At 66.7% G+C, this 21127-nt stretch carries 15 protein-coding genes and 3 pseudogenes; 10 read left to right on the top strand and 8 right to left on the bottom strand.

Annotated elements, in window-relative coordinates; translation table 11 throughout:
* Positions 1-39: 39 nt before the first annotated feature.
* The 4 genes and pseudogenes from rho to hemE form a co-directional block, all read right to left on the bottom strand.
* Positions 40-1470 (bottom strand): transcription termination factor Rho, encoded by a 1431-nt coding sequence (gene rho, locus ABDW31_RS04820; protein WP_343698405.1) that lies wholly within the window; start codon positions 1468-1470, stop codon positions 40-42.
* Between the two features lie 264 nt (positions 1471-1734).
* A complete protein-coding gene (locus tag ABDW31_RS04825; RefSeq protein WP_184723517.1) occupies positions 1735-2202 on the bottom strand; it encodes a CopD family protein in 468 nt (155 codons plus the stop codon).
* 77 nt (positions 2203-2279) lie between these two features.
* Positions 2280-3218, bottom strand: a pseudogene (gene hemH / locus ABDW31_RS04830) (ferrochelatase); the annotation flags it as partial.
* On the bottom strand, positions 3219-4277 hold the full coding sequence (hemE, locus tag ABDW31_RS04835) for a uroporphyrinogen decarboxylase (protein WP_184715038.1): 1059 nt from the start codon (positions 4275-4277) through the stop codon (positions 3219-3221).
* Between the two features lie 447 nt (positions 4278-4724).
* Between hemE and ABDW31_RS04840 the strand changes: the two genes are divergently transcribed.
* From ABDW31_RS04840 to ABDW31_RS04870, 7 genes and pseudogenes are all read left to right on the top strand, one after another.
* The gene (locus ABDW31_RS04840; RefSeq protein WP_184715041.1) at positions 4725-5633 is read left to right on the top strand and encodes a pyruvate, water dikinase regulatory protein; all 909 of its coding nucleotides are present in this window, start codon (positions 4725-4727) and stop codon (positions 5631-5633) included.
* Positions 5630-6229: a Maf family protein gene (locus ABDW31_RS04845; RefSeq protein ID WP_184715043.1), complete on the top strand. Its 600-nt coding sequence runs from the start codon at positions 5630-5632 to the stop codon at positions 6227-6229. Before ABDW31_RS04840 ends, ABDW31_RS04845 begins: the two co-directional genes overlap by 4 nt.
* Positions 6226-7077 carry a shikimate dehydrogenase gene (aroE, locus tag ABDW31_RS04850; RefSeq protein WP_343698406.1) on the top strand — a complete coding sequence of 284 codons (852 nt, stop codon included), beginning with the start codon at positions 6226-6228 and terminating at the stop codon, positions 7075-7077. The genes ABDW31_RS04845 and aroE overlap by 4 nt, the downstream gene beginning before the upstream one ends.
* A gap of 4 nt (positions 7078-7081) precedes the next feature.
* On the top strand, positions 7082-7681 hold the full coding sequence (coaE, locus tag ABDW31_RS04855; protein ID WP_184715047.1) for a dephospho-CoA kinase: 600 nt from the start codon (positions 7082-7084) through the stop codon (positions 7679-7681).
* Positions 7682-7712: 31 nt separating this feature from the next.
* The gene (gene dnaQ / locus ABDW31_RS04860; protein WP_343698407.1) at positions 7713-8423 is read left to right on the top strand and encodes a DNA polymerase III subunit epsilon; all 711 of its coding nucleotides are present in this window, start codon (positions 7713-7715) and stop codon (positions 8421-8423) included.
* An 85-nt stretch (positions 8424-8508) separates the two neighbouring features.
* Positions 8509-11124: pseudogene (locus tag ABDW31_RS04865) on the top strand (TonB-dependent receptor); the annotation flags it as partial.
* A 15-nt stretch (positions 11125-11139) separates the two neighbouring features.
* Entirely contained in the window at positions 11140-11940 is an 801-nt protein-coding gene (locus ABDW31_RS04870) for a hypothetical protein (protein WP_184715053.1), read from the top strand.
* Here the strand turns inward: ABDW31_RS04870 and ABDW31_RS04875 are convergent.
* From ABDW31_RS04875 to murI, 4 genes and pseudogenes are all read right to left on the bottom strand, one after another.
* Positions 11937-12743: an exodeoxyribonuclease III gene (locus ABDW31_RS04875; protein ID WP_184715055.1), complete on the bottom strand. Its 807-nt coding sequence runs from the start codon at positions 12741-12743 to the stop codon at positions 11937-11939. The two genes, ABDW31_RS04870 and ABDW31_RS04875, sit on opposite strands and share 4 nt — an antisense overlap.
* 287 nt (positions 12744-13030) lie before the next feature.
* Positions 13031-13669 (bottom strand): outer-membrane lipoprotein carrier protein LolA, encoded by a 639-nt coding sequence (locus ABDW31_RS04880; protein ID WP_184715057.1) that lies wholly within the window; start codon positions 13667-13669, stop codon positions 13031-13033.
* 123 nt (positions 13670-13792) lie between these two features.
* Positions 13793-16301, bottom strand: a pseudogene (locus ABDW31_RS04885) (DNA translocase FtsK 4TM domain-containing protein).
* A gap of 111 nt (positions 16302-16412) precedes the next feature.
* Complete coding sequence (gene murI / locus ABDW31_RS04890; RefSeq protein ID WP_184715061.1) at positions 16413-17261, bottom strand: glutamate racemase; 849 nt, start codon at positions 17259-17261, stop codon at positions 16413-16415.
* A gap of 126 nt (positions 17262-17387) precedes the next feature.
* On the opposite strand from murI, the gene ABDW31_RS04895 reads away from it, so the two are divergent.
* The 3 genes from ABDW31_RS04895 (at position 17388) to ABDW31_RS04905 (ending at position 21087) form a co-directional block, all read left to right on the top strand.
* Complete coding sequence (locus ABDW31_RS04895) at positions 17388-19514, top strand: M3 family metallopeptidase (RefSeq protein ID WP_184715063.1); 2127 nt, start codon at positions 17388-17390, stop codon at positions 19512-19514.
* 75 nt (positions 19515-19589) lie between these two features.
* The gene (locus ABDW31_RS04900; RefSeq protein ID WP_184715065.1) at positions 19590-20558 is read left to right on the top strand and encodes a TraB/GumN family protein; all 969 of its coding nucleotides are present in this window, start codon (positions 19590-19592) and stop codon (positions 20556-20558) included.
* A 10-nt stretch (positions 20559-20568) separates the two neighbouring features.
* Positions 20569-21087, top strand: coding sequence for an SRPBCC family protein (locus tag ABDW31_RS04905; protein WP_184715068.1), 519 nt, complete (start codon positions 20569-20571; stop codon positions 21085-21087).
* Positions 21088-21127: the final 40 nt, after the last annotated feature.

Here is a 21127-nt window from a genome sequence, read left to right on the forward strand (position 1 = left end):
CCGGCGCCTTTTCCATATCTGGGATGAGTCTGTTCGGACTCAGGTGTTCATCGACTGGAAGAAGTCGCCGTTGGTCTTCGACTGCCGCAGCTTGTCCAGCAGGAACTCGATCGCGTCCGACGCGCCCATCGGGTTGAGAATCCGGCGCAGGACGTAAGTCTTCTGCAGCTGGTCCTTCGGGGTGATGAGCTCTTCCTTGCGGGTGCCCGACTTGAGCACGTCGATGGCCGGGAAGATGCGCTTGTCGGCGACCTTGCGGTCCAGGACGATTTCCGAGTTACCGGTGCCCTTGAACTCTTCGAAGATCACTTCGTCCATCCGGCTGCCGGTGTCGATCAGGGCCGTGGCGATGATCGACAGCGAGCCCCCCTCCTCGACGTTGCGCGCCGCGCCGAAGAAGCGCTTCGGACGCTGCAGGGCGTTGGCGTCGACACCGCCGGTCAGCACCTTGCCCGACGACGGGACGGTGGTGTTGTAGGCGCGGCCCAGACGGGTGACCGAGTCCAGCAGGATGACGACATCGCGCTTGTGCTCGACCAGGCGCTTGGCCTTCTCGATGACCATCTCGGCCACCTGGACGTGACGGGTCGCCGGCTCGTCGAAGGTCGAGGCGATGACCTCGCCCTTCACCGTGCGCTGCATGTCGGTGACTTCTTCCGGGCGCTCGTCGATCAGCAGGACGATCAGATAGCATTCCGGATGGTTGGTCTCGATCGACTTGGCGATGTTCTGCAGCATCACCGTCTTACCCACGCGCGGCGGAGCGACGATCAGGCAGCGCTGGCCCTTGCCCAGCGGGGCGACGATGTCGATGACCCGGCCCGAGCGATCCTTGATGGTCGGATCGGGCAGTTCCATGTTCAGGCGCTCTTCGGGATAGAGCGGCGTCAGGTTGTCGAAGTGCACCTTGTGGCGCACGTTGTCCGGGCTCTCGAAATTGATCTTCGAGACGCTGGTCAGGGCAAAGTAGCGCTCGCCTTCGCGCGGCGAACGGATCGCGCCCTCGACGCTGTCGCCGGTGCGCAGGCCATACTTCCGGATCTGCGAGGGCGAGACGTAGATGTCGTCCGGACCCGGCAAGTAGTTGGCTTCCGGCGAGCGCAGGAAGCCGAAGCCGTCCTGCAGCACTTCCATGGTGCCTGACCCTGCGATCTCCACGCCTTCTTCGGCGAGGGTCTTCAGGATGGCGAACATCATGTCCTGCTTGCGCATGGAGTTGGCGTTCTCGACCTCGAAGGTCTCGGCGAACGCCAGCAGGTCGGCCGGGGATTTCTCCTTCAGCTCCTGCAGGGACATGGACTTCAGGCCCATGGCCGCGATGGTCGCGGCGATGTCGGAGCCGTCGTCGTCTTCCGAAGCTTCGGCCGTCTCGACGGCGGCTTCGGTGGTGACGTCGGCGACGTCAGCAACAGTGTCCTCGATGGTCGTCTCTTCGACGGCCGGGACTTGGTTTTCGGTTTCTTCGGTCATGGCAAGACTCAAGACTGGGCGCGGACTCCAGGGCGGAGTCCGGCCGGTAGGATTTCGATGGTCATGCCGGCCAGGCCATCAGGTCGGACCAGAATGCGCGTCGGTTGACGATGACGCGGATCGTTGGGGAACAGACCTTGCGGCGGGATCGCTCGCGGGGCGCGCCAGGACGGGCGCCAGTCCGTGAAGATGATGTCCGGAAGTTCCGAACGTCTTGGGATGCAAACCACGCGGGAGACGGCCGGTCAAGCGCCGGCCGCGTCCTCAGCCCAGCATAAACTTCGTCGTCACCGACAGGACGATGATGATCGCCAGCACGAACGGGATCTCGTTGGTGATCCGCCAGAACTTTTCCGAGCGGGCGTTTTCGCCGCGCTCGAACTTCTTGCGCGAGGCCGACAGGAAGCCGTGCCAGCCGTAAAGGCCGAACAGGGCTACCAGCTTGGTGGCCATCCAGGGCTGGGTCAGGAAGGCCACGACACCGGCGGCCTGGCTATCGATGGCGATCAGCAGCACGCCGAACAGGGCCGTGGCGATTGAGGCGGGATTGATGATCCCGCGCAGCAGCCGGCGCTCCATGACCTTGAAGGTCTCGTCCATCTCAGAGCCGGCGGCGGCCTTGGTGTGATAGACGAACAGCCGCGGCAGGTAGAGCATGCCGGCCATGAAGGCGATGACCGACAGGATGTGCAGACCGCGCACTAGGTTGTAGTGCGCCGAGAGGGCATCCATCACGCCGCGGCTCCTTTGGTGTCGATGCAGTCCCAGGCGCAGGCTTCCGTCGGCCCTGCCCCATCCAGGGTCGAAACGACGCTGCGGGCCAGGCCGGCGATGAACTCCGGCGCCACGCCGACAGCCGGTACGCGCAGATAGGGGGCGACCCCCGCCTCCTTCGCCAACTCGGCGTATTCGTGGTCCAGCTCGACCAAGGTCTCGACGTGCTCGGAGACGAAGGCGATCGGCAGGACGAGGACGCCCTTGCCGTCCGCGCCCGCCCGGCGGATCTCTTCGTCGGTCGAGGGGCCGATCCACTTCAGCGGTCCAACCCGGCTCTGGTAGCAGACGGTCCAGTCCAGACCGGCCGGCAGCTTGGCGGCCACCGCCGCGGCCGTGGCCTCCACCTGTTGCTGGTAGGGGTCACCGGCCAGGATCACCTTCTCCGGCAGACCATGGGCCGAGAACAGCACCCGGACGTTGGTCGGGGAGCCGGCCTTCTCCCAGGTCTCGCGGATCAGGCGGGCGTGGGCGTCGACCAGGCCCTCCTCGGTCGGATAGCAGCAGACCGTCGTCTGACGGCCGCCGCCGGCATAGCTCCCGCGCCAGGCCTTCAGCGACGAGGCCGTCGTGGTCGCCGAATATTGCGGATAGAGCGGCAGCAGCACGATCTCGTCCGGCGCGAAGACTTTCACCTGCTTGGCCGTCTCACCGGTCAGCGGATGCCAGTAGCGCATGGCGATGAAGCACTTGGCCTCGACGCCCGGCAGGCTCTTGGCCAGCTCGGCTTCCAGCGCGGCGGCCTGTTTCTTTGTCTCGGGCAGCAGCGGCGAACCGCCGCCCATCATCGCGTAGTTGGCCTTGGCCATCTTCTCGCGGGTCGTCGAGATCAGCGCCGCCAGCGGATAGCGGATGATCGCCGGCGCACCGATGATCGCCGGATCGCGGAACAGGTTGAACAGGAACGGCCGCACCGCGCGCGGACCGTCCGGCCCGCCGAGATTGAACAGGACGACGGCGAGCTTCTTGGTCACTTAGCCGACCTTCTGGCCGGTGACGCGCTCGAGCACGGCCTCGACGTTGGCGATCGGGGTGTCGGGCAGGATGCCGTGACCCAGATTGAAGATGTACGGGCCCTGGTTCCACTGCTCGACCAGCTCGTCGACGCGCTTGAGCAGCGCGTCGCCGCCGGCCCGCAGCAGCAGCGGATCCAGCGCGCCCTGGATGGTCTTGGTCTTCTGGATCGAGAGACCCAGCTTCGCGGACGCCGAAGTGTCCAGCGCCACACCCTGCACCGGGGTCTTGGCGGCGTAGTCCTCGACCAGCGTGCCGGCTCCGCGCGGGAAGCCAATGATCGGCACGGTGACACCGCGGGCGCGCAGGCCTTCGATGATCTTGATGTGCGGCTGGGTGACCAGGCGATCGAACAGCGGCTCGGACAGGCCTTCGGCCCAGCTTTCGAACAGCTTCAGGGCCTGGGCCCCGGCGTCGACCTGCATGGCCAGATAGTCGATCGTCGAGTCGACCAGCACCTGGATCAGGGCGTCCAGCTGTTCAGCGTTCTGATAGGCGTAGGTTCGCGCGCCGCTGCGATCGCTGGACCCCTTCTCGATCATGTAGGTCGCCACCGTCCACGGCGCGCCGGCGAAGCCGATCAGGGCCTTCGACGGATCGAGCTGCGAACGAACCCGGGTCAGCGTCTCCCCGATGAGCGAAAGGGACTTGCCCGCCTCACCGGCCTTTTCGGCCATGGACTCGATCGACGGCATTTCGCCCAGCTTCGGGCCTTCGCCGGCTTCGAACCAGACCTTCTGCCCAAGCGCGCCCGGGATCAGCAGGATGTCGGCGAACACGATCGCCGCATCGTACGGGAACCGGCGCATCGGCTGCAGCGTGACTTCCGCCGCCTTTTCCGGATCGAAGCAGAACGAGATGAAGTCCGGGGCCGTAGCCCGCACCGCTCGGTACTCGGGCAGATACCGTCCCGCCTGGCGCATGAACCAGATCGGAGGGTTAACCTGGCGTTCACCACTTAGGGCGGAAAGAAACTTGGGACCCGCTTGGGGTTCGGTCTGGGAGGTCGGCGCGGTCATGGATCGCGTTAAAGCCCGGAGCGGGCTCGGGCTCAAGCCCGGAAGCCCCCTAAGGTCTTTCTATCATTTCTTAATAAGAATTTAAGAATTGAAAGAGGATGTGGGAGGGCAACTGGACAGTGGGGAAAACCTCTGTCGGGCGAGTTCGCCCCACATACCGTAGCGCTTTGCCCCCAGCCCGCCCCACATGTGATTAACCCTCTGTTAACTTTGTGGACGTTCCAGCAGCGCTTTGAATTTCTTAATGAAATATTAATCGCCGAAGACGGGACAAAAACCCCTCACGAGACTCTATCCCGTGTTCTGGACAACCGGGATTCAGACTTCTGGGGATGCGGTCCCAGCCTGGGGATGATACGCGAGCAATGCGACCGTTGATCACAGCGGCGCCGTGTCACGACGCCTAGGACCCTGATTGGCCCCCGGGCATCCCCAGAGGCGAGGCAAGTGGTTAAGCAACCGTTAACGGATGATCCACAGGAAGGTCTGGCCGCCGGCGGCGACGGCGAACGGCTACCGCAGCGTTTTGCGACCTACTTCCACATCCATCTGGTGTCGGATTCCACGGGTGAGACCCTGAACGCCATGGCGCGTGCGGTCTGCGCCCGGTTCACCGACATCCTGCCTATCGAACACATCTACGCGTTGGTTCGTTCCACCCGGCAACTTGACCGAGCGTTGGAGGAGATCGGCGGTGCGCCGGGCGTGGTGATGCACACCATCGTCGATCCGGGCCTGCGCGCGGCGCTGGAAGAGGGCTGCCGCAAGCTGGAGATGCCTTGCATCGCGGCGCTGGATCCGGTGATCAGCGCCATGTCGCGCTATCTGGGCGCGCGGATCTCGACGCGGGTCGGCGCCCAGCACGCCCTGACCAACGACTATTTCGACCGCATCGAGGCCCTGGACTACGCCATCGCCCACGATGACGGCCAAGGCGGCCAGGACCTGACTCAGGCCGACGTCATCCTGGTCGGCGTGTCGCGCACCTCGAAGACCCCGACCTGCATCTATCTGGCGCACCGCGGCGTGAGGGCGGCGAATGTGCCGCTGGTGCCAGGCCGCCCGCCGCCGCCCGAGCTGTTCGAACTGAAGAACACCCTGATCGTCGGCCTGATCACCTCGCCCGATCGGCTGATCCAGATCCGTCGCAACCGCCTGCTGTCCCTCAAGGAAAATAGAGAGAGCGACTATGTCGACAGCGACGCCGTGCGGCAGGAGATCATCGCCGCCCGCCGGCTGTTCGAGCGGATGAACTGGCCGGTCATCGACATCACCCGCCGCTCGGTCGAGGAGACGGCCGCGGCGATCGTCAACCTGCTGTCGGGCGGCCGCGGCAAGGTCGAGGTGCTGGGATGAGTTTGACCCCCGTCACCCTCGCCTCGAAAAGCTCGGCGCGGCAGATGATCCTGAAGAACGCCGGCGTCGCTTTCGAGGCGGTCAGCCCCGGCGTCGACGAGGATACGGCCAAGGCCGGCCTGCTGGCTGAAGAAGTCACGCCGCGCGACATCGCCGACGCCCTGGCCGAGATGAAGGCGGTCAAGGTTTCGACCAAGCGGCCAGGCCTGGTGATCGGCGCTGACCAGACGCTGGATCTCAAGGGCAAGCTGTTCGACAAGGCCGAGACCCTGGAGGAGGCGCGCGAACATCTGCTGGAACTGCGCGGCACGACGCATAAACTGCACTCGGCCGTGGTTGTGGCCCGCGACGGCCGGGCGATCTGGCGGATCGTTGAGACCGCCAAGCTTTCGGTGCGCCCGTTCAGCGAGGCCTGGCTCGACGCCTATATTGAACGTCGCGGCGAAGCTCTGCTTTGGTCGGTCGGCTGCTACGAGCTGGAGAGCGAGGGCGTGCAGTTGTTCGACGCCGTCGACGGCGACTATTTCACGATCCTGGGCCTGCCGCTGATCGGCCTGCTCGACTTCCTGCGACTACATGGAGCTCTGGCGGCATGACGATTTCCGGAGCCGCCATTGTCGGCGGCGTGTGCGGCCTGCCGATCAAGCACTCGATGAGCCCCCTGATCCACAATGCCTGGATCCAGGCGGCGGGACTGGACGCGGCCTATGTGCCGTTCGCGCCGAGCGATGCCAGCTTCGAGACCTTCGTCAACGGCTTCCGGGGCGGTGCGATCCGGGGCCTGAACGTCACCATCCCGTTCAAGGAGCGGGCGCTGGCCGCCGCCGACCACGCCAGCGACCTGGCCCGGATGGCCGGCGCGGCGAACCTGCTGATCTTCGAAGCTGACGGCTCGATCCACGCCGACAACACCGACGGTCCGGGCTTGCTGGGCGCGATCGCCGAGCAGGCCCAGGGCTTCGAGGTTTCCGCCGCGCCGGTCGTGATCCTGGGCGCCGGCGGCGCGGCGCGCGGCGCGACCGCTGCCCTGCTGCTGGCCGGCGCGCCGCAAGTGCGGATCGTCAATCGCACCGTCGCGCGCGCCCAGGAACTGGTCGATGCGTTCGGCGACAAGGTGGTCGCGGCGGGCGAGGCGGACCTCCCTGCCCTGCTGGCCGATGCCGGCCTGGTCATCAACGCCACCTCGCTTGGCCTGGGCGGCGGCGAAGGTCCGGCCGCCGACCTGGCGCTGACGCCGGAAACGGCAGTTGTCATGGACATGGTTTACAAGCCGCTGCGCACCGAGTTCCTTCAGCGCACGGAAGCCGCCGGCCGTCGCACGGTCGATGGCCTGGAAATGCTGCTGCGCCAGGCGGTCCCTTCGTTCGAGCGGATGTTCGGCGTCGCGCCGCCGTCCGAAGTCGACGCGCGCGGCATGCTGCTGCGCATCCTGGGCGAGGCTTGAGACCATGCTGGTGCTGGGCCTGACCGGATCGATCGGCATGGGCAAGTCCACGACCGGGGCGATGTTCCAGGCCGAAGGCGTGCCGGTCTACGACTCCGACGCCGCGGTTCACGCGCTCTACGCCAGCGGCGGCGCGGCCGTTGCGCCGGTCGAGGCGGCTTTTCCTGGTGTCGTCGTGGATGGCGCGATCGATCGGGCCAAGCTCAGCTCTCGGGTTGTCGGTGATCCCGAGGCCTTGGCCAAGCTAGAAGCCATCGTCCACCCGCTGGTCGGTGGTCATCGCATCGGCTTCTTCGAACAGGCCCAGGCCGAGGGCCACGATATCGTGGTGCTGGATATCCCGCTCCTGTTCGAGACCGGCGGCGAGAAGAAGGTCGACAAGGTCGTGGTCGTCTCGGCCGCCGCGGACATCCAGCGGGCCCGCGTCCTGGCCCGGCCCGAGATGACGCCCGAAAAGTTCGAGGCCATCCTGGCGCGCCAGACCCCCGACGCCGAAAAGCGCGCTCGGGCCGACTTCGTGATCGATACCGGCCAAGGCCTGGAGCACGCTCGCCAGCAAGTCCGCGACGTTCTGACTCTGTTGAGAACTCCCGGCTCAGCTTGAAGACCGGCTCGAAGCGGCCCATTGAAGGGCCATGGCCCGGGAAATCATCCTCGACACCGAAACCACCGGCTTCGATCCGAAGACGGGCGACCGCCTGGTCGAAATCGGCTGCATCGAGGTGGTCGACTTCATGCCGACCGGCCGCAATTTCCACGAATATTGCGACCCGCTGCGCGACATGCCGGCCGAGGCCGAGAAGGTTCACGGCCTGTCGTCGGCCTTCCTGACCGGCAAGCCCAAGTTCCACGAGGTCGCCGACAAGTTCCTGGAGTTCGTCGGCGACAGCGTCGTGGTCGCCCACAACGCCGCCTTCGACCGCTCGTTCATCAATTTCGAGCTGGAAAAGTGCGGCCGTGCGCCGATCCTGGAAGAGCGCTGGATCGACACCTTGGCCATGGCCAAGAAGCGCTTTCCGGGCATGTACAACTCGCTCGACGCGCTGTGTAAGCGGTTCAAGATCAGCCTCGACAGCCGCGACAAGCACGGGGCGCTGATCGACTCGCACCTCCTGGCGGAGGTCTATCTGGAACTGCAGGGCGGCAAGGAACGCGCCCTGGAACTGACCCATGTCGAGGCCCTGTCGGTGTCGGCGGCGATCCAGGGCTCGTACGGTGCGCGCACCCGGCCTCTGGCCCCGCGCTCGACCGACACCGAGCGTGAGGTCCACGCCGCCTGGGTGCGCAAGAACCTCAAGGACCAGGCCCTGTGGATCAAGGCGGGCGTCGTCACCGCCGAGGGTTGAAGCCAGGTTGTACCCCGCAACCGTACGTGTACGTCGCATAACGTTGGTCTTACCGACACCCTAACGTCGTCATCGCGCCCTATCGCCCAGCCATCACGAACGCTGGAGGGGTCCCGTGTCGAACGTCGAAACCAAGAAACTGCTCATCGGCCTGCTGGCCACCAGCGCCCTGTGCGCTCCGGTCTTCGCCTTCGCCCAAGAGGCTACGGACGTCGACGAGGTGGTGATCGTCGGCCAACGTGAAGCCCAGCGCGCCGCCATCGCGGTCAAGCGCGAGGCCTTCGTGGTCGAGGACGTGGTCTCGGCCGATGACATCGGCAAGCTGCCCGATCACAACACTGCCGCCGCCCTGCGCCGCATTCCCGGCATCTCGGTGATGGAAGACCAGGGCGAGCCGCGCTTCCCGGTCATCCGCGGCCTGCGCTCGACCTATAACCGCACCACCATCGACGGCGCCCTGGTTGCCTCGGTCGACGAGAGCGGCCGCACCGTGCCGATGGACATCGTCCCCTCGGTGATGGCCGGCCGCCTGGAAGTCATCAAGACGGTGACGCCCGAGAACGATGGCAACGCCATCGGCGGCGTCATCAACGTGACCACTCGCAGCGCCTTCGACGCCAAGTCGCCGTTCTTCAACGGCATGGCTTCGTACGGCAAGTACGAGCGCGCCGGCGACGTGCGCAACGACAAGCCATCCTATCGCCTGGCCTTCGCCGCCGGCCGCCGCTTCGGGGCTGACGACCAGTGGGGCGTCGTGATCGGCGCCTCGCACGAGCAGCTGGACTACGACATCCCGCAGGTCGAAGCCGCCGATCCCAGCGTGCGCGAGTACACCGCCGCCGGTGCGCAGACGACGTCGGGCTCGCCGACCGGCAACGGCATCCAGGTGCCGACCCAGGTCCGCCTGTTCTGGTACAACAACACCAAGCAGCGCAGCGGCGTGAACGCCAAGCTTGAGTACCGTCCGACCGACAGCTTCCGCTGGGACGCCTCGGTGCTGGCCTCGCGCATGGAGGACGACGAAGAGCGGATCGAATACCGCATCGAGCCGCTCGGCAATGTCGCCAACCAGACGGCCACCTCGGGCTCGTTCGCCCGTGGCCGCGGCATCATCCAGCTGAACCAGCCGATCACCACCCGCGAGATCGGCCTGGCCCGCAGCGGTTTCACGTGGAACTTCGCCAAGGGCTGGAAGGCCTCGGGCGACCTGGTCTATTCGCTGGCCGGCCTGGATGTGCCAAACCACTCGGTCGAGTTCCGCACCGTCGACGCCCAGGGCGCCAACTATGCCTTCAACTACGACACCACCAACCCGCTGTTCCCGACCTTCAACCCGGTCAACGAAGCGGCGATGCGCAACCCGGCCAACTACGTGCTGCAGCAGCACCGTGACGCCCTGACCAAGACCAACGAGACCACGACCCAGGCCCGCCTGGACCTGGCCTTCGACGACGACACGGCCTGGACCCTGAAGTTCGGCGGCGTACTGCGCGCCAGCGATCGCGAATTCCGCAACTCGCAGGTCAACTACCGCGCCGGCGCGGGCTTCAACTACACCCTGGCCGAGGTCGACAAGGAAGGTCCGACCGAGCTGATCGCCGGCCGCTATCGCCTGAACCCGCGCATCGATGCCGGCGCGGCCATGGACTTCTTCAAGGCCAACCGCAGCCGCTTCACCACGGCCGTGACCGCGCCGACCGGCAATTACGACGTCAGCGAGGACGTCCAGGCCGGCTATCTGCAGGGCAGCTATCGCTTCGGCGACCTGACCCTGCTGGGCGGCCTGCGCTATGAGCACACCAAGATCGAGTCCGACGCCGTCCGCAACACCGGCGGCGTCCTGACCCCGGTCTCGAACGACGGCAGCTACGGCAACTGGCTGCCCAGCGTTCACCTGCAGTGGAAGCCGCGCGAGGACGTCATTGTCCGCGCCGCCTGGACCAACACCATCGGCCGCCCGGACTACGGTTCGCTGGCCGCGACCGAAAACCTGAACTTCGACGGCAGTCAGCCGACCCTGTCGCGGGGCAATCCGGGCCTGAAGGCGCGCGAGAGCGAGGGCTTCGATGTCTCGGTCGAGTTCTACCCGACCGACGGCATGGTCTCGCTGGCGCTGTTCTCCAAGGACATCAAGAACGAGATCTTCACCCTGTCCTCGACCGCCCAGATGGACGTGGGCCGGGGCGTCGAGACAGTGCTGGTCTCGACCCCGCGCAACGCCGAGACCGCCAAGATCAAGGGCGTCGAGTTCGCCGTGCAGCAGGCCTTCACCTTCCTGCCCGCGCCGCTCGACGGCTTTGGCTTCAACGGCAACGTCACCTGGCTGGACACCGAGTTCACGTTCCTGACCGCCACCGGTCCGCGCGTCACCGGCCTGTTCCAGCAGCCCGAGATCACCACCAACGAGTCGATCTACTACCAGCGCGGTCCGTTCGAGGCCCGGGTGTCCCACAACTACATCGGCGGCCAGCTGGAGACGATCAACGACGGCAACGTCAATTCTGACCAGTACTGGAAGGGCCGCCATGTGTTCGACGCCAGCCTGTCCTGGCGCTTCAACGATCACATCAGTGTCTTCGTCGAAGGGCAGAACCTGTCCAACACCGGCCGCCAGGAAGTGACGGGTCCGGGGCGCCGCTACCTGCAGGAATGGGCCAACTACGGCCGCACCTACTGGGTCGGCGCGGCGTTCAACTTCTAAGCGGAGATCCTGGAAATGCCGATCGCCCTGCTCCTGGCCGCCGCACTGCAAGCGGCCCCTGCTCCCGCACCCTCGCCCGAGGGTTTCGAGACGGTGCGCCGCTATGGCGGCAACGCCAGCCAAGGCGCGGCGGTCGGCCCCAAGGACGTCTATTCGGTCAGCAACTTCACCATCGTGCGCTTCGACAAGAAGACCGGTGAGAAGCGCGCCGAGTGGGTCGGTCCCAAGTCGCGCTTCCCACACATCAACTCGTGCGCCTTGATCGGCGGCGAACTGGTGTGCGCCAGTTCGAACTTCCCGGCCGTGCCGCATGTCAGCACGGTCGAGATCTTCGATCCGATGACCCTGGCCCACAAGAAGAGCATCTCGCTGGGCCTGGGCACGGGGTCGCTGACCTGGGTCGACCGCAAGGACGGCTTCTGGTGGGCGATGTTCGCCAACTACGACGCCAAGGGCGGCGAGGTTCCACGCGATCACCGCCACACCACCCTGATCAAGTTCGACGATCAGTGGCGGCGGCTGGAAGGCTGGGCCCTGCCCGCCACGATCCTGGAGCGCATCAAGCCGATGAGCATTTCGGGCGGCGGCTGGGGTCCGGACGGCCGGCTCTATCTCAGCGGCCACGACCTGCCGGAGGCCTATGTCGTGGCCATCCCGCTGGGCGGCGGCGTACTGGACCACCTGGAGACCCTGCCCATGGACGCCGAGGGCCAGGCCATCGACTGGGACGAGAGCGAAAAGGGCATGCTGTACGGCATCACCCGCAAGACCCGCGAGATCCTGCAGATGAAGGCGCCGGCCTCGGTCCGCCGCTAGATCTTCAAATCCGCCGTCACCGGCGCGTGGTCGCTAGGGCGTTCCCATTCCCGCACGGTGTCGTGGACGCGCGAGGTCGCCTTGCCGTCCACGATCGCTGCGTCGCGCAGGCCCGGGCTGGCCAGGATGTGGTCCAGGCGCAGGCCGCGGTTGGACTTGCGGAAGTCGGCGGCGCGATAGCTCCACCAGGAAAACAGCTTCTCGGGCTCGGGCGTCGCCAGGCGCGGCAGGTCCAGCAGGTCCATCGACTTGATCATCGCGTCGAAGGCTTCCAGTTCGGCCGGGGTGTGGCTGACCACCTTCAGCATCTGGCGGTGGCTCCAGACGTCGTTCTCGCCCGGTGCGATGTTCAGGTCGCCGGTGACGATCAGCGGGGCCTTGGGGTCACGCTTCTGCAGGGCGGCGGTCAGGGTCTCGTAGAAGTCCAACTTGTGGTCGAACTTCGGATTGGCGACGCGGTCGGGCACGTCGCCGCCGGCCGGGATGTAGAAGTTCTGAATGTCGACGCCGGCCACCTTAACCGCCACGCAGCGGGCATGACCCTCGCGGCAGTTCATCAGGGTCGGCACGTCCTCAAACGGCAGGCGTGAGGCGATGGCCACGCCGTGCCAGCCCTTCTGGCCGGCGATCTTGATGTGGGGCAGCCCCATGGCCTCGAAGGCCTCGCGCGGGAACTCGCCCTCCTGGCACTTGATCTCCTGCATGCACAGAACATCGGGGGCCTGCTCGTCGACGAAGCGGGCGGCCTGTTCGGCGCGGAGGCGGACGGAATTGACGTTCCAGGTGGCGATACGGAGGCGCATGCGCTGCCTCTAGCCTGGAAACCTGCACCGGAAAAGAAAAACGCCCGGCCTGTCCTAGCTGGCGCTCGGCGAGCGGCCGTCCACCCAAACGAAAAACGCCCCGGCTTCCTTGGAAGCCGGGGCGAAAGTCAGGTCTCTCATGCCGCCGCCGGGAGGGGATAGGTTCCGGCACGGTTCGCGAGGAGCGGGTCGGTCGCTCATCGCCATGCGTGTTAAATATGCCACGTCAAAACTTTTAGTCAACCCCGAAGTCGCTTGATTCTTGCCTGTTGTGAGAATGTCACAAATCAGCGTCCGGACTTTCTGCGGGGGTCGGTCAGCTCGAATAGTTTCGGATCCAGGCCCGAGGTCGGGCCGAAATCGCTGAGGCGGACACGGATCTGGCCGCCCTTGATGTCGGTGATCGTCCAGCCCATCAGGCCCAGCGGGCTGTTGGAGAAGTCGATCGTGATCTTGCCCAGCGCCTGGCGGCGGGCGTCCTGGGCCACGATGGTGAAGCCGTCGGCCAGCGGGCGCACGTCGGTGATCACCACGCCGCGGTCCAGGCGGACCTCGCGGGCCAGCAGCAGGTTCAGAGGCGTCTTGCTGAGCGGATAGCTCTCGAACGTCTTTAGCCGGCTGTCGAAGATGTTGACGTTCTTCCCGTTCGAAACGACCAGCAGGCCGGCCGGGGCGTCATAGGCAAAGCGGGCCTTGCCCGGACGCTGCAGATAGAGCGTGCCTTGGGTGACCGTGCCGCGGGCGTCGGTCTGCACGAAGCGGCCCTTGGCCGAGCTGAGGTTCTGGATATAGGCCGTGGCCTTGTCCAATTGCGCCTGCTGCTGAGGGGTCAGCTTGGCGGGCTGTGGCGCGCCTTGCTGAGCGAAGGCGGGCGAAGCGAGGGCGGCGGCCAAGCCGGCCGCGATGAGGATACGGCGAGTGGTCATACAGACTCCTTAGCGCCAACCTTGGCCTGCGCGAAGGCCGCCGCAAGGCCATTTTCCGGCGCTCCGATGAAGCCCCGTTCAGGTTGGGAGCGACGGGAACGCACTGCCCAAGGTGAAGGTTGCCTACAGCGGCGGCGGGGGCGGAGCCAGGATCTCGCGCTTGCCGGCGTGATTGGCGGCGCCGACGACGCCTTCCTTCTCCATCCGCTCCATCAGCGAGGCGGCGCGGTTGTAGCCGATCTGCAGGCGGCGCTGGATGTAGCTGGTCGAGGCCTTGCGGTCGCGGGTGACCACGGCCACGGCGTGATCATAGAGGTCGTTGGCTCCGCCCTCGCCCGAGAACGCGCCCTCGATGGCCTCTTCCTGCTCCTCGTCGCCGCCGGCGGTGACTTCTTCCAGGTACTGCGGAATGCCCTGGTCGCGCAGGAACTTGGCCACGGCCTCGACCTCACCGTCGGACACAAACGGACCGTGCAGACGGGTGATGCGGCCGCCGCCGGCCATGTAGAGCATGTCGCCCTGGCCCAGCAGCTGCTCGGCGCCCTGCTCGCCCAAGATGGTGCGGGCGTCGATCTTCGAGGTGACCTGGAAGCTGATCCGGGTCGGGAAGTTGGCCTTGATGGTGCCGGTGATGACGTCGACCGACGGGCGCTGGGTGGCCATGATCAGGTGGATGCCGGCGGCGCGGGCCATCTGGGCCAGACGCTGCACGGCGCCTTCGATGTCCTTGCCGGCGACCATCATCAGGTCGGCGACCTCGTCGATGACCACGACCAGATAGGGCATGGCCTCGGGACGGATCTGCTCGGTCTCGTAGATCGGGCGGCCGGCGTCGTCGAAGCCGGTCTGGACGGTGCGCTCGAAGTGCTCGCCCTTCTCCAGCGCCTCGTTGGCCTTCTCGTTGTAGCCGGCGATATTGCGCACGCCGATCTTGGACATGCGGCGATAGCGGTCCTCCATCTCGCGCACGGTCCACTTCAGGGCCACGACGGCCTTCTTGGGATCGGTTACGACGGGGGCCAGCAGGTGCGGGATGCCGTCATAGACTGACAGTTCCAGCATCTTGGGGTCGACCATGATGAAGCGGCACTTCTCGGGCGGCAGCTTGTACAGGATCGACAGGATCATGGCGTTGACGCCGACCGACTTGCCCGAGCCGGTCGTACCGGCGATCAGCAGGTGGGGCATCTTGGCCAGGTCGGCGATATAGGGCTCGCCGCCGATGGTCTCGCCCAGAGCCATGGGCAGGATCTGGCTGGCCTTCTCGTAGTCGGCGCTGCTCAGCAGGTCGCGCAGATAGACCGTCTCGCGCTTGGAGTTCGGCATTTCGATGCCGATGGCGTTGCGGCCCTGGGCCACGGCGACGCGGCACGAGATCACGCTCATCGAGCGGGCGATGTCGTCTGCGAGCGCCACGACGCGGGCGGTCTTCACGCCCGGGGCCGGCACCAGCTCGTACATGGTGACGACGGGACCGGGACGGATCTGGTCGATCTGGCCCTTCACGCCGAACTCGGCCAGCACGCTTTCCAGCAGGCGGGCGTTCTGGCGAAGGGCGCCGGCGTCCACTTCCGACGAGCGCGGCTTGGACTTGGCCAGCATGGCCAGCTCGGGAAGCTGGAAGCCTTCCTCCTCGTCGAAGTCGAAGGCCTTCTGCTGCTCGCGCTGCTCGCGGCCGGATTCCTTGGCCGGGGCTTTCGGCTTGGCGATCGCCATCGGGCGGGCGTCCAGCATGTCCTCGAATTCGTCCTCGTCGCTTTGCGGCGGCGGGGGCGTGTAGGCGCGCTCCGGGGGCGCGGCGCGGGCAACTTGCGGCGCCGGCGCAGCGATTGGCGTCTCGCCGTCGAAGTTGTCTTCGTCGGCCTCCAAAGGCGGCAGGCGGCCTGGACGTTCGCGACGCGGCGCGGCCTCGGCCTTTTCCTTCTTCGCGCGGGCAGGCTTGGCGGCGGGCGTCGGCGCGGGCTCCGGCTCGGCGCGCATGCGCGGCTGCAGGGCGTTGCTGACGGCGGCGTGGATGGCGTCGGGGTCGACCTCGCGCACGCCGATGGCGAAGCCCAGGGCGACGATGGCGGCGATGGCGAACAGGATGGCGGCGATGATGTTGGCGCCGGGAATGTGGGCGAAGCTCAGGATGCCACCCACCATTTGCAGCAGGCCGTCACCCCAGAAGCCGCCCAGACCCTTTTCCAGCTGCCAGATGGCCGGCGGCGGTGGTGCGGCCAGGGTGGCCGACAGGGCCAGCAGGCCCAGGGCGCCGACGCCTGCGCGCTGGCGCAGGTCCTTGCGCTCGGCGTCCGGGTCGGCCTGGGCCACGCGGGTGACGCCGAACACCAGCATCAGGAGCGCGACGCCCCAGCCCGACAGGCCCAGCGACTGCATCAGGAGATCAGCCACGGCCGCGCCGGGACCGCCCAGCGCGTTACGGGCCGGCTCGCCGGTGGCGGCGTTGAGGCTGGGATCGGTGGCGTTGTAGGTGGCGATGGCCAGCAGCAGGCCGGCCCCGATCACGGTGACGACCCCGCCCCGGAACCGGGCGGTCCAGGGCTGGACCCAGCCGTAACGGAATGCATCCCACAGGAGCTCCGTCGTGGATCGCCGCGCGGCTCGCGCCATGGAAAGTCTCCGAACTCAACTTCGTATGCCTCGGCCTGCCGAAACAGGGCGAACCGCGATGTTGTGCCCGAAGAGCGTTAAGAGGCGTTTACGGCGTTCGTCAGGAAATGATTCAGAATGTCGCGGCGCCTCAGGCGGCGTCGAACGTCACCGGACCACCCCAGAACCCTCGCACCAAGCCATTCTGCGGACCCGGCGTTCCGGTGGTCAGGAAGACGCGGCTGCCGCTGGTCCCTTGGACGTAGTCCGGGTGGCGCTCCAGATAGAGCTCCAGCGCGTCGGCGGTCGAGGCCGGCTGCTGGATCAGCGGAGTGCCGGCCGGCAGGGCGGCGCGGAAGATGTCGGCGATGATCTCGTAGTGGGTGCAGCCCAGCACCACGCGATCGGGGAAGCGGCCGATCCTGGCCTTCAGCGCCTGGACGTGGGCTTCGACGGCCTTGGCCAGGTCGACGGCGCTGGCGTCGCCCTCGATCAGCGGCACCAGTTCCGGGCAGGGCTCGGAGAACACCGCCAGGTCCTGTTTGCGCTTGTCGATCTCGATCTCGTAGACCCGCGAGCGCACCGTGGCCTGGGTGGCGAAGACGCCCAGAATGTCGACCTTCTCGGCCTTCTCGCCGCGGCGCTCGGCCTCGTGCTCCCACGGCAGGCCCGTGGCCGCCTCGATGGTCGGCACGATGATGCCCAGGATGTTGACCGGCCGACCGATTTCCTTGCGGTAGCCTGGCAGCCAGGTCTGCTGCAGGCGGCGCAGGGCGATGGCCGAGGCGGTGTTGCAGGCCAGGACCACCAGGCTGGCGCCACGCTCGAACAGGCGGATGCAGCCGGCCTTGGTCAGTTCGACAATTTCCTCGCCGGTCTTTACGCCATAGGGGGCGTTGGCCTGGTCGGCCAGATAGGTGAAATCCGCCTGCGGCAGGCGGTGCACGAGGGCGCGGTGGACCGTCAGGCCGCCCACGCCGGAGTCGAAGACGCCGATCATGCCTGGAGATTTAGACCCCCGAAGGCCTTCCGTCCACGCGATGCTGAAGGTTACGGTCCTGTCATGTGACGCGCCCGGCCCCATATTCTAGGGTCGGGCGTAAATTCCTACCGGAGACCCTCCGCCGTGCAACGTCGCACCTTCCTCGCCTCGGCCGCCGCCACCGGCGCCGCTGTCGCCCTCAATCCGAGCCTGTCCATGGCGCAAGCTTCAAATCCCCTCACCGCCAAGTGGACCGGCCCCTATGGCGGCGTGCCGGCCTTCGACAAGGTCAAGGTCGCCGACTTCAAGCCGGCCCTCGAGGCGGCCATGGCCAAGAACCTGGCCGAGATCGATGCGATCACCAACAACAAGGCCGCCCCGACCTTCGAGACCGTCATCGCGCCGCTGGAAGACACCGGCCGTCTGCTGAACGACGTCGGGACCTTCTACGGCATCTGGGGCTCGACCATGAGCTCGCCGGAGTTCCAGGCCATCGAAGAAGAGATGGATCCCAAGCTGTCGGCCCACAGTGACAAGATCACCCAGAACGCGGCGCTCTTCGCCCGCATCGAGGCGGTCTACAACTCGCCGGCCAAGGCCAAGCTGACGCCCGAGCAGCAGCGCGTGCTGTGGATCTACTACCGCAACTTCGTGCGCGCCGGCGCCAAGCTGTCGCCCGAGGCCAAAGCCCGGGTCGCGGCGATCAACACCGAGCTGGCCGGTCTCTTCACCAAGTTCAGCCAGAACCTGCTGGCCGACGAGAACACCTGGATCGAGCTGTCCGACGCCGACCTGGCCGGCCTGCCCGAGGGCCTGAAGGCCGCCGCCGCCTCGAACGCCGCGGCGCGCAAGCTCCCGGGCAAGTTCATCGTCGTCAACACCCGCTCCAGCGTCGACCCGTTCCTGACCGAAAGCCCCGTGCGCGCGGCGCGTGAGAAGGTTTGGCGCGCGTTCGTCAACCGCGGCGACAACGGCGGCGCGACCGACAACAACGCCATCATTGCAAAGATCCTGAAGCTGCGCGTCGAGCGCGCCAAGCTGCTGGGCTACAAGACTCACGCTCACTGGCGCCTGGAAACGGCCATGGCCAAGACGCCCGAGAACGCCATGGCGCTGATGGAGGCGGTATGGACGCCGGCCATCGCCCAGGTCGCCCTCGACGTCGCCGACATGCAGGCGATCATCGACAAGGAGAACGGTGGCTTCAAGCTCGAGCCCTGGGACTACCGCTTCTATGCCGAGAAGGTCCGCAAGGCGAAGTACGACCTCGATATGAACGAGGTGAAGCCCTACCTGCAGCTCGACAAGCTGCGCGAGGGCATGTTCTGGGCCTCGGGCCAGCTGTACGGCTTCGAGTACAAGAAGATCGAAGGCCTGCCCGTCTATCACGAGGACGTCACGGTCTATGAGGTGACCCGCGCCGGCAAGCATGTCGGCCTGTGGTACTTCGACCCCTATGCCCGTCCCGGCAAGCGCTCGGGCGCCTGGATGAACAACTATCGCACCCAGGAGCGCTTCAAGGGTGAGGTGACGACGATCGTCTCCAACAACTCCAACTTCATCAAGGGCAAGCCCGGCGAGCCGGTGCTGATCTCGTGGGACGACGCCACCACCCTCTTCCACGAATTCGGCCACGCCATCCACGGCCTGAACGCCAACGCCACCTATCCGTCGGTGTCGGGCACGTCGGTGGCCCGCGACTATGTCGAGTTCCCCAGCCAGCTGAACGAGCACTGGCTGCCGACGCCGCAGGTGCTGAACCAGTTCGCCCTGCACGCCACGACCGGCAAGCCGATCCCGCAGGCCCTGGTCGACAAGATCGAGGCCGCCGGCCAGTTCGGCCAGGGCTTCGGCACGACCGAGTACCTGGCCTCGGCCCTGATCGACATGAAGCTGCACCTGGCCGGTGACGTGGACATCGATCCGGACGCCTTCGAGCGCGAGGAGCTGGCCAAGCTGAAGATGCCCAAGGAGATCGTCATGCGGCACCGCACGCCGCAGTTCGGTCACGTGTTCTCGTCGGACGGCTATTCGGCCGGCTACTACAGCTATCTGTGGGCCGACACCCTGACCGCCGACGTCGCCGAGGCCTTCGAGGAGGCGCCGGGCAAGTTCTACGACAAGCCCACCGCCAAGCGCCTCTACGAGACCATCATGTCGAAGGGCAACACGGTCGATCCGGTCGATCAGTTCAAGGCCTTCCGCGGCCGCGACGTGAAGATCGGCGCCCTGATGCGCAAGCGCGGCTTCCCGGTCCCGCCGGGGGCCTAAGGGCTCAAGCGCCCCCTCCCGCTTGGGAGAGGGCGCGTCGCGCGCTAGAACTGTCCCGTGGCTGAAGGAGCATCCATGTCCGCGTCCGCCGCTCTGGCGCTATCCGCCCTCCTCGCCGTTCAGGCCGCGCCCGCCCCGACGGTGGATCTCGGCCAGGCCCCGGCCCAGGACGAGAGCGCCGTGGTCGCCGAGCTGACCGTGGTCGCCAAGCCGCCAGGACCCGCCGTCTGGCTTGTCGAAAAGGACGGCGCCAAGCTCTACATTCTCGGGTCCGCCCACCCCCTGCCCCATCGCCTGAAATGGGAAAGCCCGCGCCTGAACAAGGCGCTGGACAAGGCCAGCCTGGTCCTGGTTCCGCCGGAGGCCTCGGTCGGTGTGACCCAGGTGGCCGGCTTCATCCTGAAATTCGGCGGCGGCCTGCGCCAGCCATTGGGCAAGTCGCTGGAAAGCGAGTTGCCGCCCGACCTGCGCGACCGCTTCGTCGCCGCCCGGCAGCAGGCCCGCAAGGGCGCCGGTGACTACAAGAACTGGAAACCGGCCGTGGCGGGCTTCCTGCTGCTGTCCGACCTGCGCCAGGCCGCGGGCCTGTCCGAGGCCAAGCCGGTCAGCACGATCGAGCGTATGGCCAAGGCCCGCAAGCTCAAGGTCAAGGCCGTCGGCCAGTACCGGATGAGCGCGGTGACCACCATCGCCTCCAAGCTCTCGCCGGAAGACCAGCTCTACTGCCTGCGGGTGGCTCTGGACGAGGTCGCCTATGACGCCGCCCACTCCACCACGATCGGCCAGGACTGGGCCGAAGGGGATCTCGCCTCGGTGCGGGCCCGCTATCGCGCCAGCGGCGTGCAGCGCTGCCTGACCCGCGCGCCCGGCGGTCCGGCCCTTCTGGAAAAGGGCATCGACCAGACGGCCGACGCCATGACCGAGGCCCTCAAGCGCCCTGGCGTCACCGTGGCGGTGGTCGACCTGGGTTTCCTGCTGCCGGGCAATGGCGTCCTGGACCGCTTGAAGGCTGGCGGGGCCACGGTGACCTCGCCGATCGAATAGGAGACGGCCCATGAAGACGATGACTGCCGCCCTCGCCTTCCTCGTCCTGGCAGGCGCCGCCCGCGCCGAGGTCGTCGAAGCCCAGCCGAACGGCTTTGAGGTCCGCCACGTGGCGGTGGTTGAGGCCCCGGCTGCCGTCGTCTGGGCCACCCTGCTTCAGCCCTCGAAATGGTGGTCGTCCAGCCATACCTGGTCGGGCTCGGCCGCCAACCTGTCGCTGGCCGCGGCCTCGGGCGGCTGCTTCTGCGAGCGCCTGCCCAATGGCGGCTCGGTGCTGCACATGACCACCGTCCAAGCCGTGCCGAACCAGAAGCTGGTGCTGACCGGCGGCCTCGGACCCCTGCAGAGTTCCGGAGCCTCGGGCGCCCTCACCGTCCAACTAGCCGAGAGCGCCGGCCGCACCACCGTGACCTTCACCTACGATGTCGGCGGCTGGTTCAAGGGCGGTCTCGACAAGATCGCCGCGCCGGTGGACGGGGTGCTGGGTCAGCAGGTGGTGGGCCTGAAGCGCGCGGTGGAAGGAAAGTAGCCGCGATTGGCCAAGGTATGCTTCCGACCCTTGGCGGGAG

This window comes from Caulobacter sp., from assembly GCF_039596335.1.
Lineage (GTDB): Bacteria > Pseudomonadota > Alphaproteobacteria > Caulobacterales > Caulobacteraceae > Caulobacter.

Bases quoted from the DNA above. Each gene is read 5' to 3' on its own strand.
- coaE (WP_184715047.1), top strand. From the start codon at position 7,082: ATGCTGGTGCTGGGCCTGACCGGATCGATCGGCATGGGCAAGTCCACG.
- murI (WP_184715061.1), bottom strand. From the start codon at position 17,261: ATGATCGGCGTCTTCGACTCCGGCGTGGGCGGCCTGACGGTCCACCGC.
- rho (WP_343698405.1), bottom strand. From the start codon at position 1,470: ATGACCGAAGAAACCGAAAACCAAGTCCCGGCCGTCGAAGAGACGACC.
- ABDW31_RS04900 (WP_184715065.1), top strand. From the start codon at position 19,590: ATGTCCGCGTCCGCCGCTCTGGCGCTATCCGCCCTCCTCGCCGTTCAG.
- dnaQ (WP_343698407.1), top strand. From the start codon at position 7,713: ATGGCCCGGGAAATCATCCTCGACACCGAAACCACCGGCTTCGATCCG.
- hemE (WP_184715038.1), bottom strand. From the start codon at position 4,277: ATGACCGCGCCGACCTCCCAGACCGAACCCCAAGCGGGTCCCAAGTTT.
- ABDW31_RS04845 (WP_184715043.1), top strand. From the start codon at position 5,630: ATGAGTTTGACCCCCGTCACCCTCGCCTCGAAAAGCTCGGCGCGGCAG.
- ABDW31_RS04825 (WP_184723517.1), bottom strand. From the start codon at position 2,202: ATGGATGCCCTCTCGGCGCACTACAACCTAGTGCGCGGTCTGCACATC.
- ABDW31_RS04880 (WP_184715057.1), bottom strand. From the start codon at position 13,669: ATGACCACTCGCCGTATCCTCATCGCGGCCGGCTTGGCCGCCGCCCTC.
- ABDW31_RS04875 (WP_184715055.1), bottom strand. From the start codon at position 12,743: ATGCGCCTCCGTATCGCCACCTGGAACGTCAATTCCGTCCGCCTCCGC.
- ABDW31_RS04905 (WP_184715068.1), top strand. From the start codon at position 20,569: ATGAAGACGATGACTGCCGCCCTCGCCTTCCTCGTCCTGGCAGGCGCC.
- aroE (WP_343698406.1), top strand. From the start codon at position 6,226: ATGACGATTTCCGGAGCCGCCATTGTCGGCGGCGTGTGCGGCCTGCCG.
- ABDW31_RS04870 (WP_184715053.1), top strand. From the start codon at position 11,140: ATGCCGATCGCCCTGCTCCTGGCCGCCGCACTGCAAGCGGCCCCTGCT.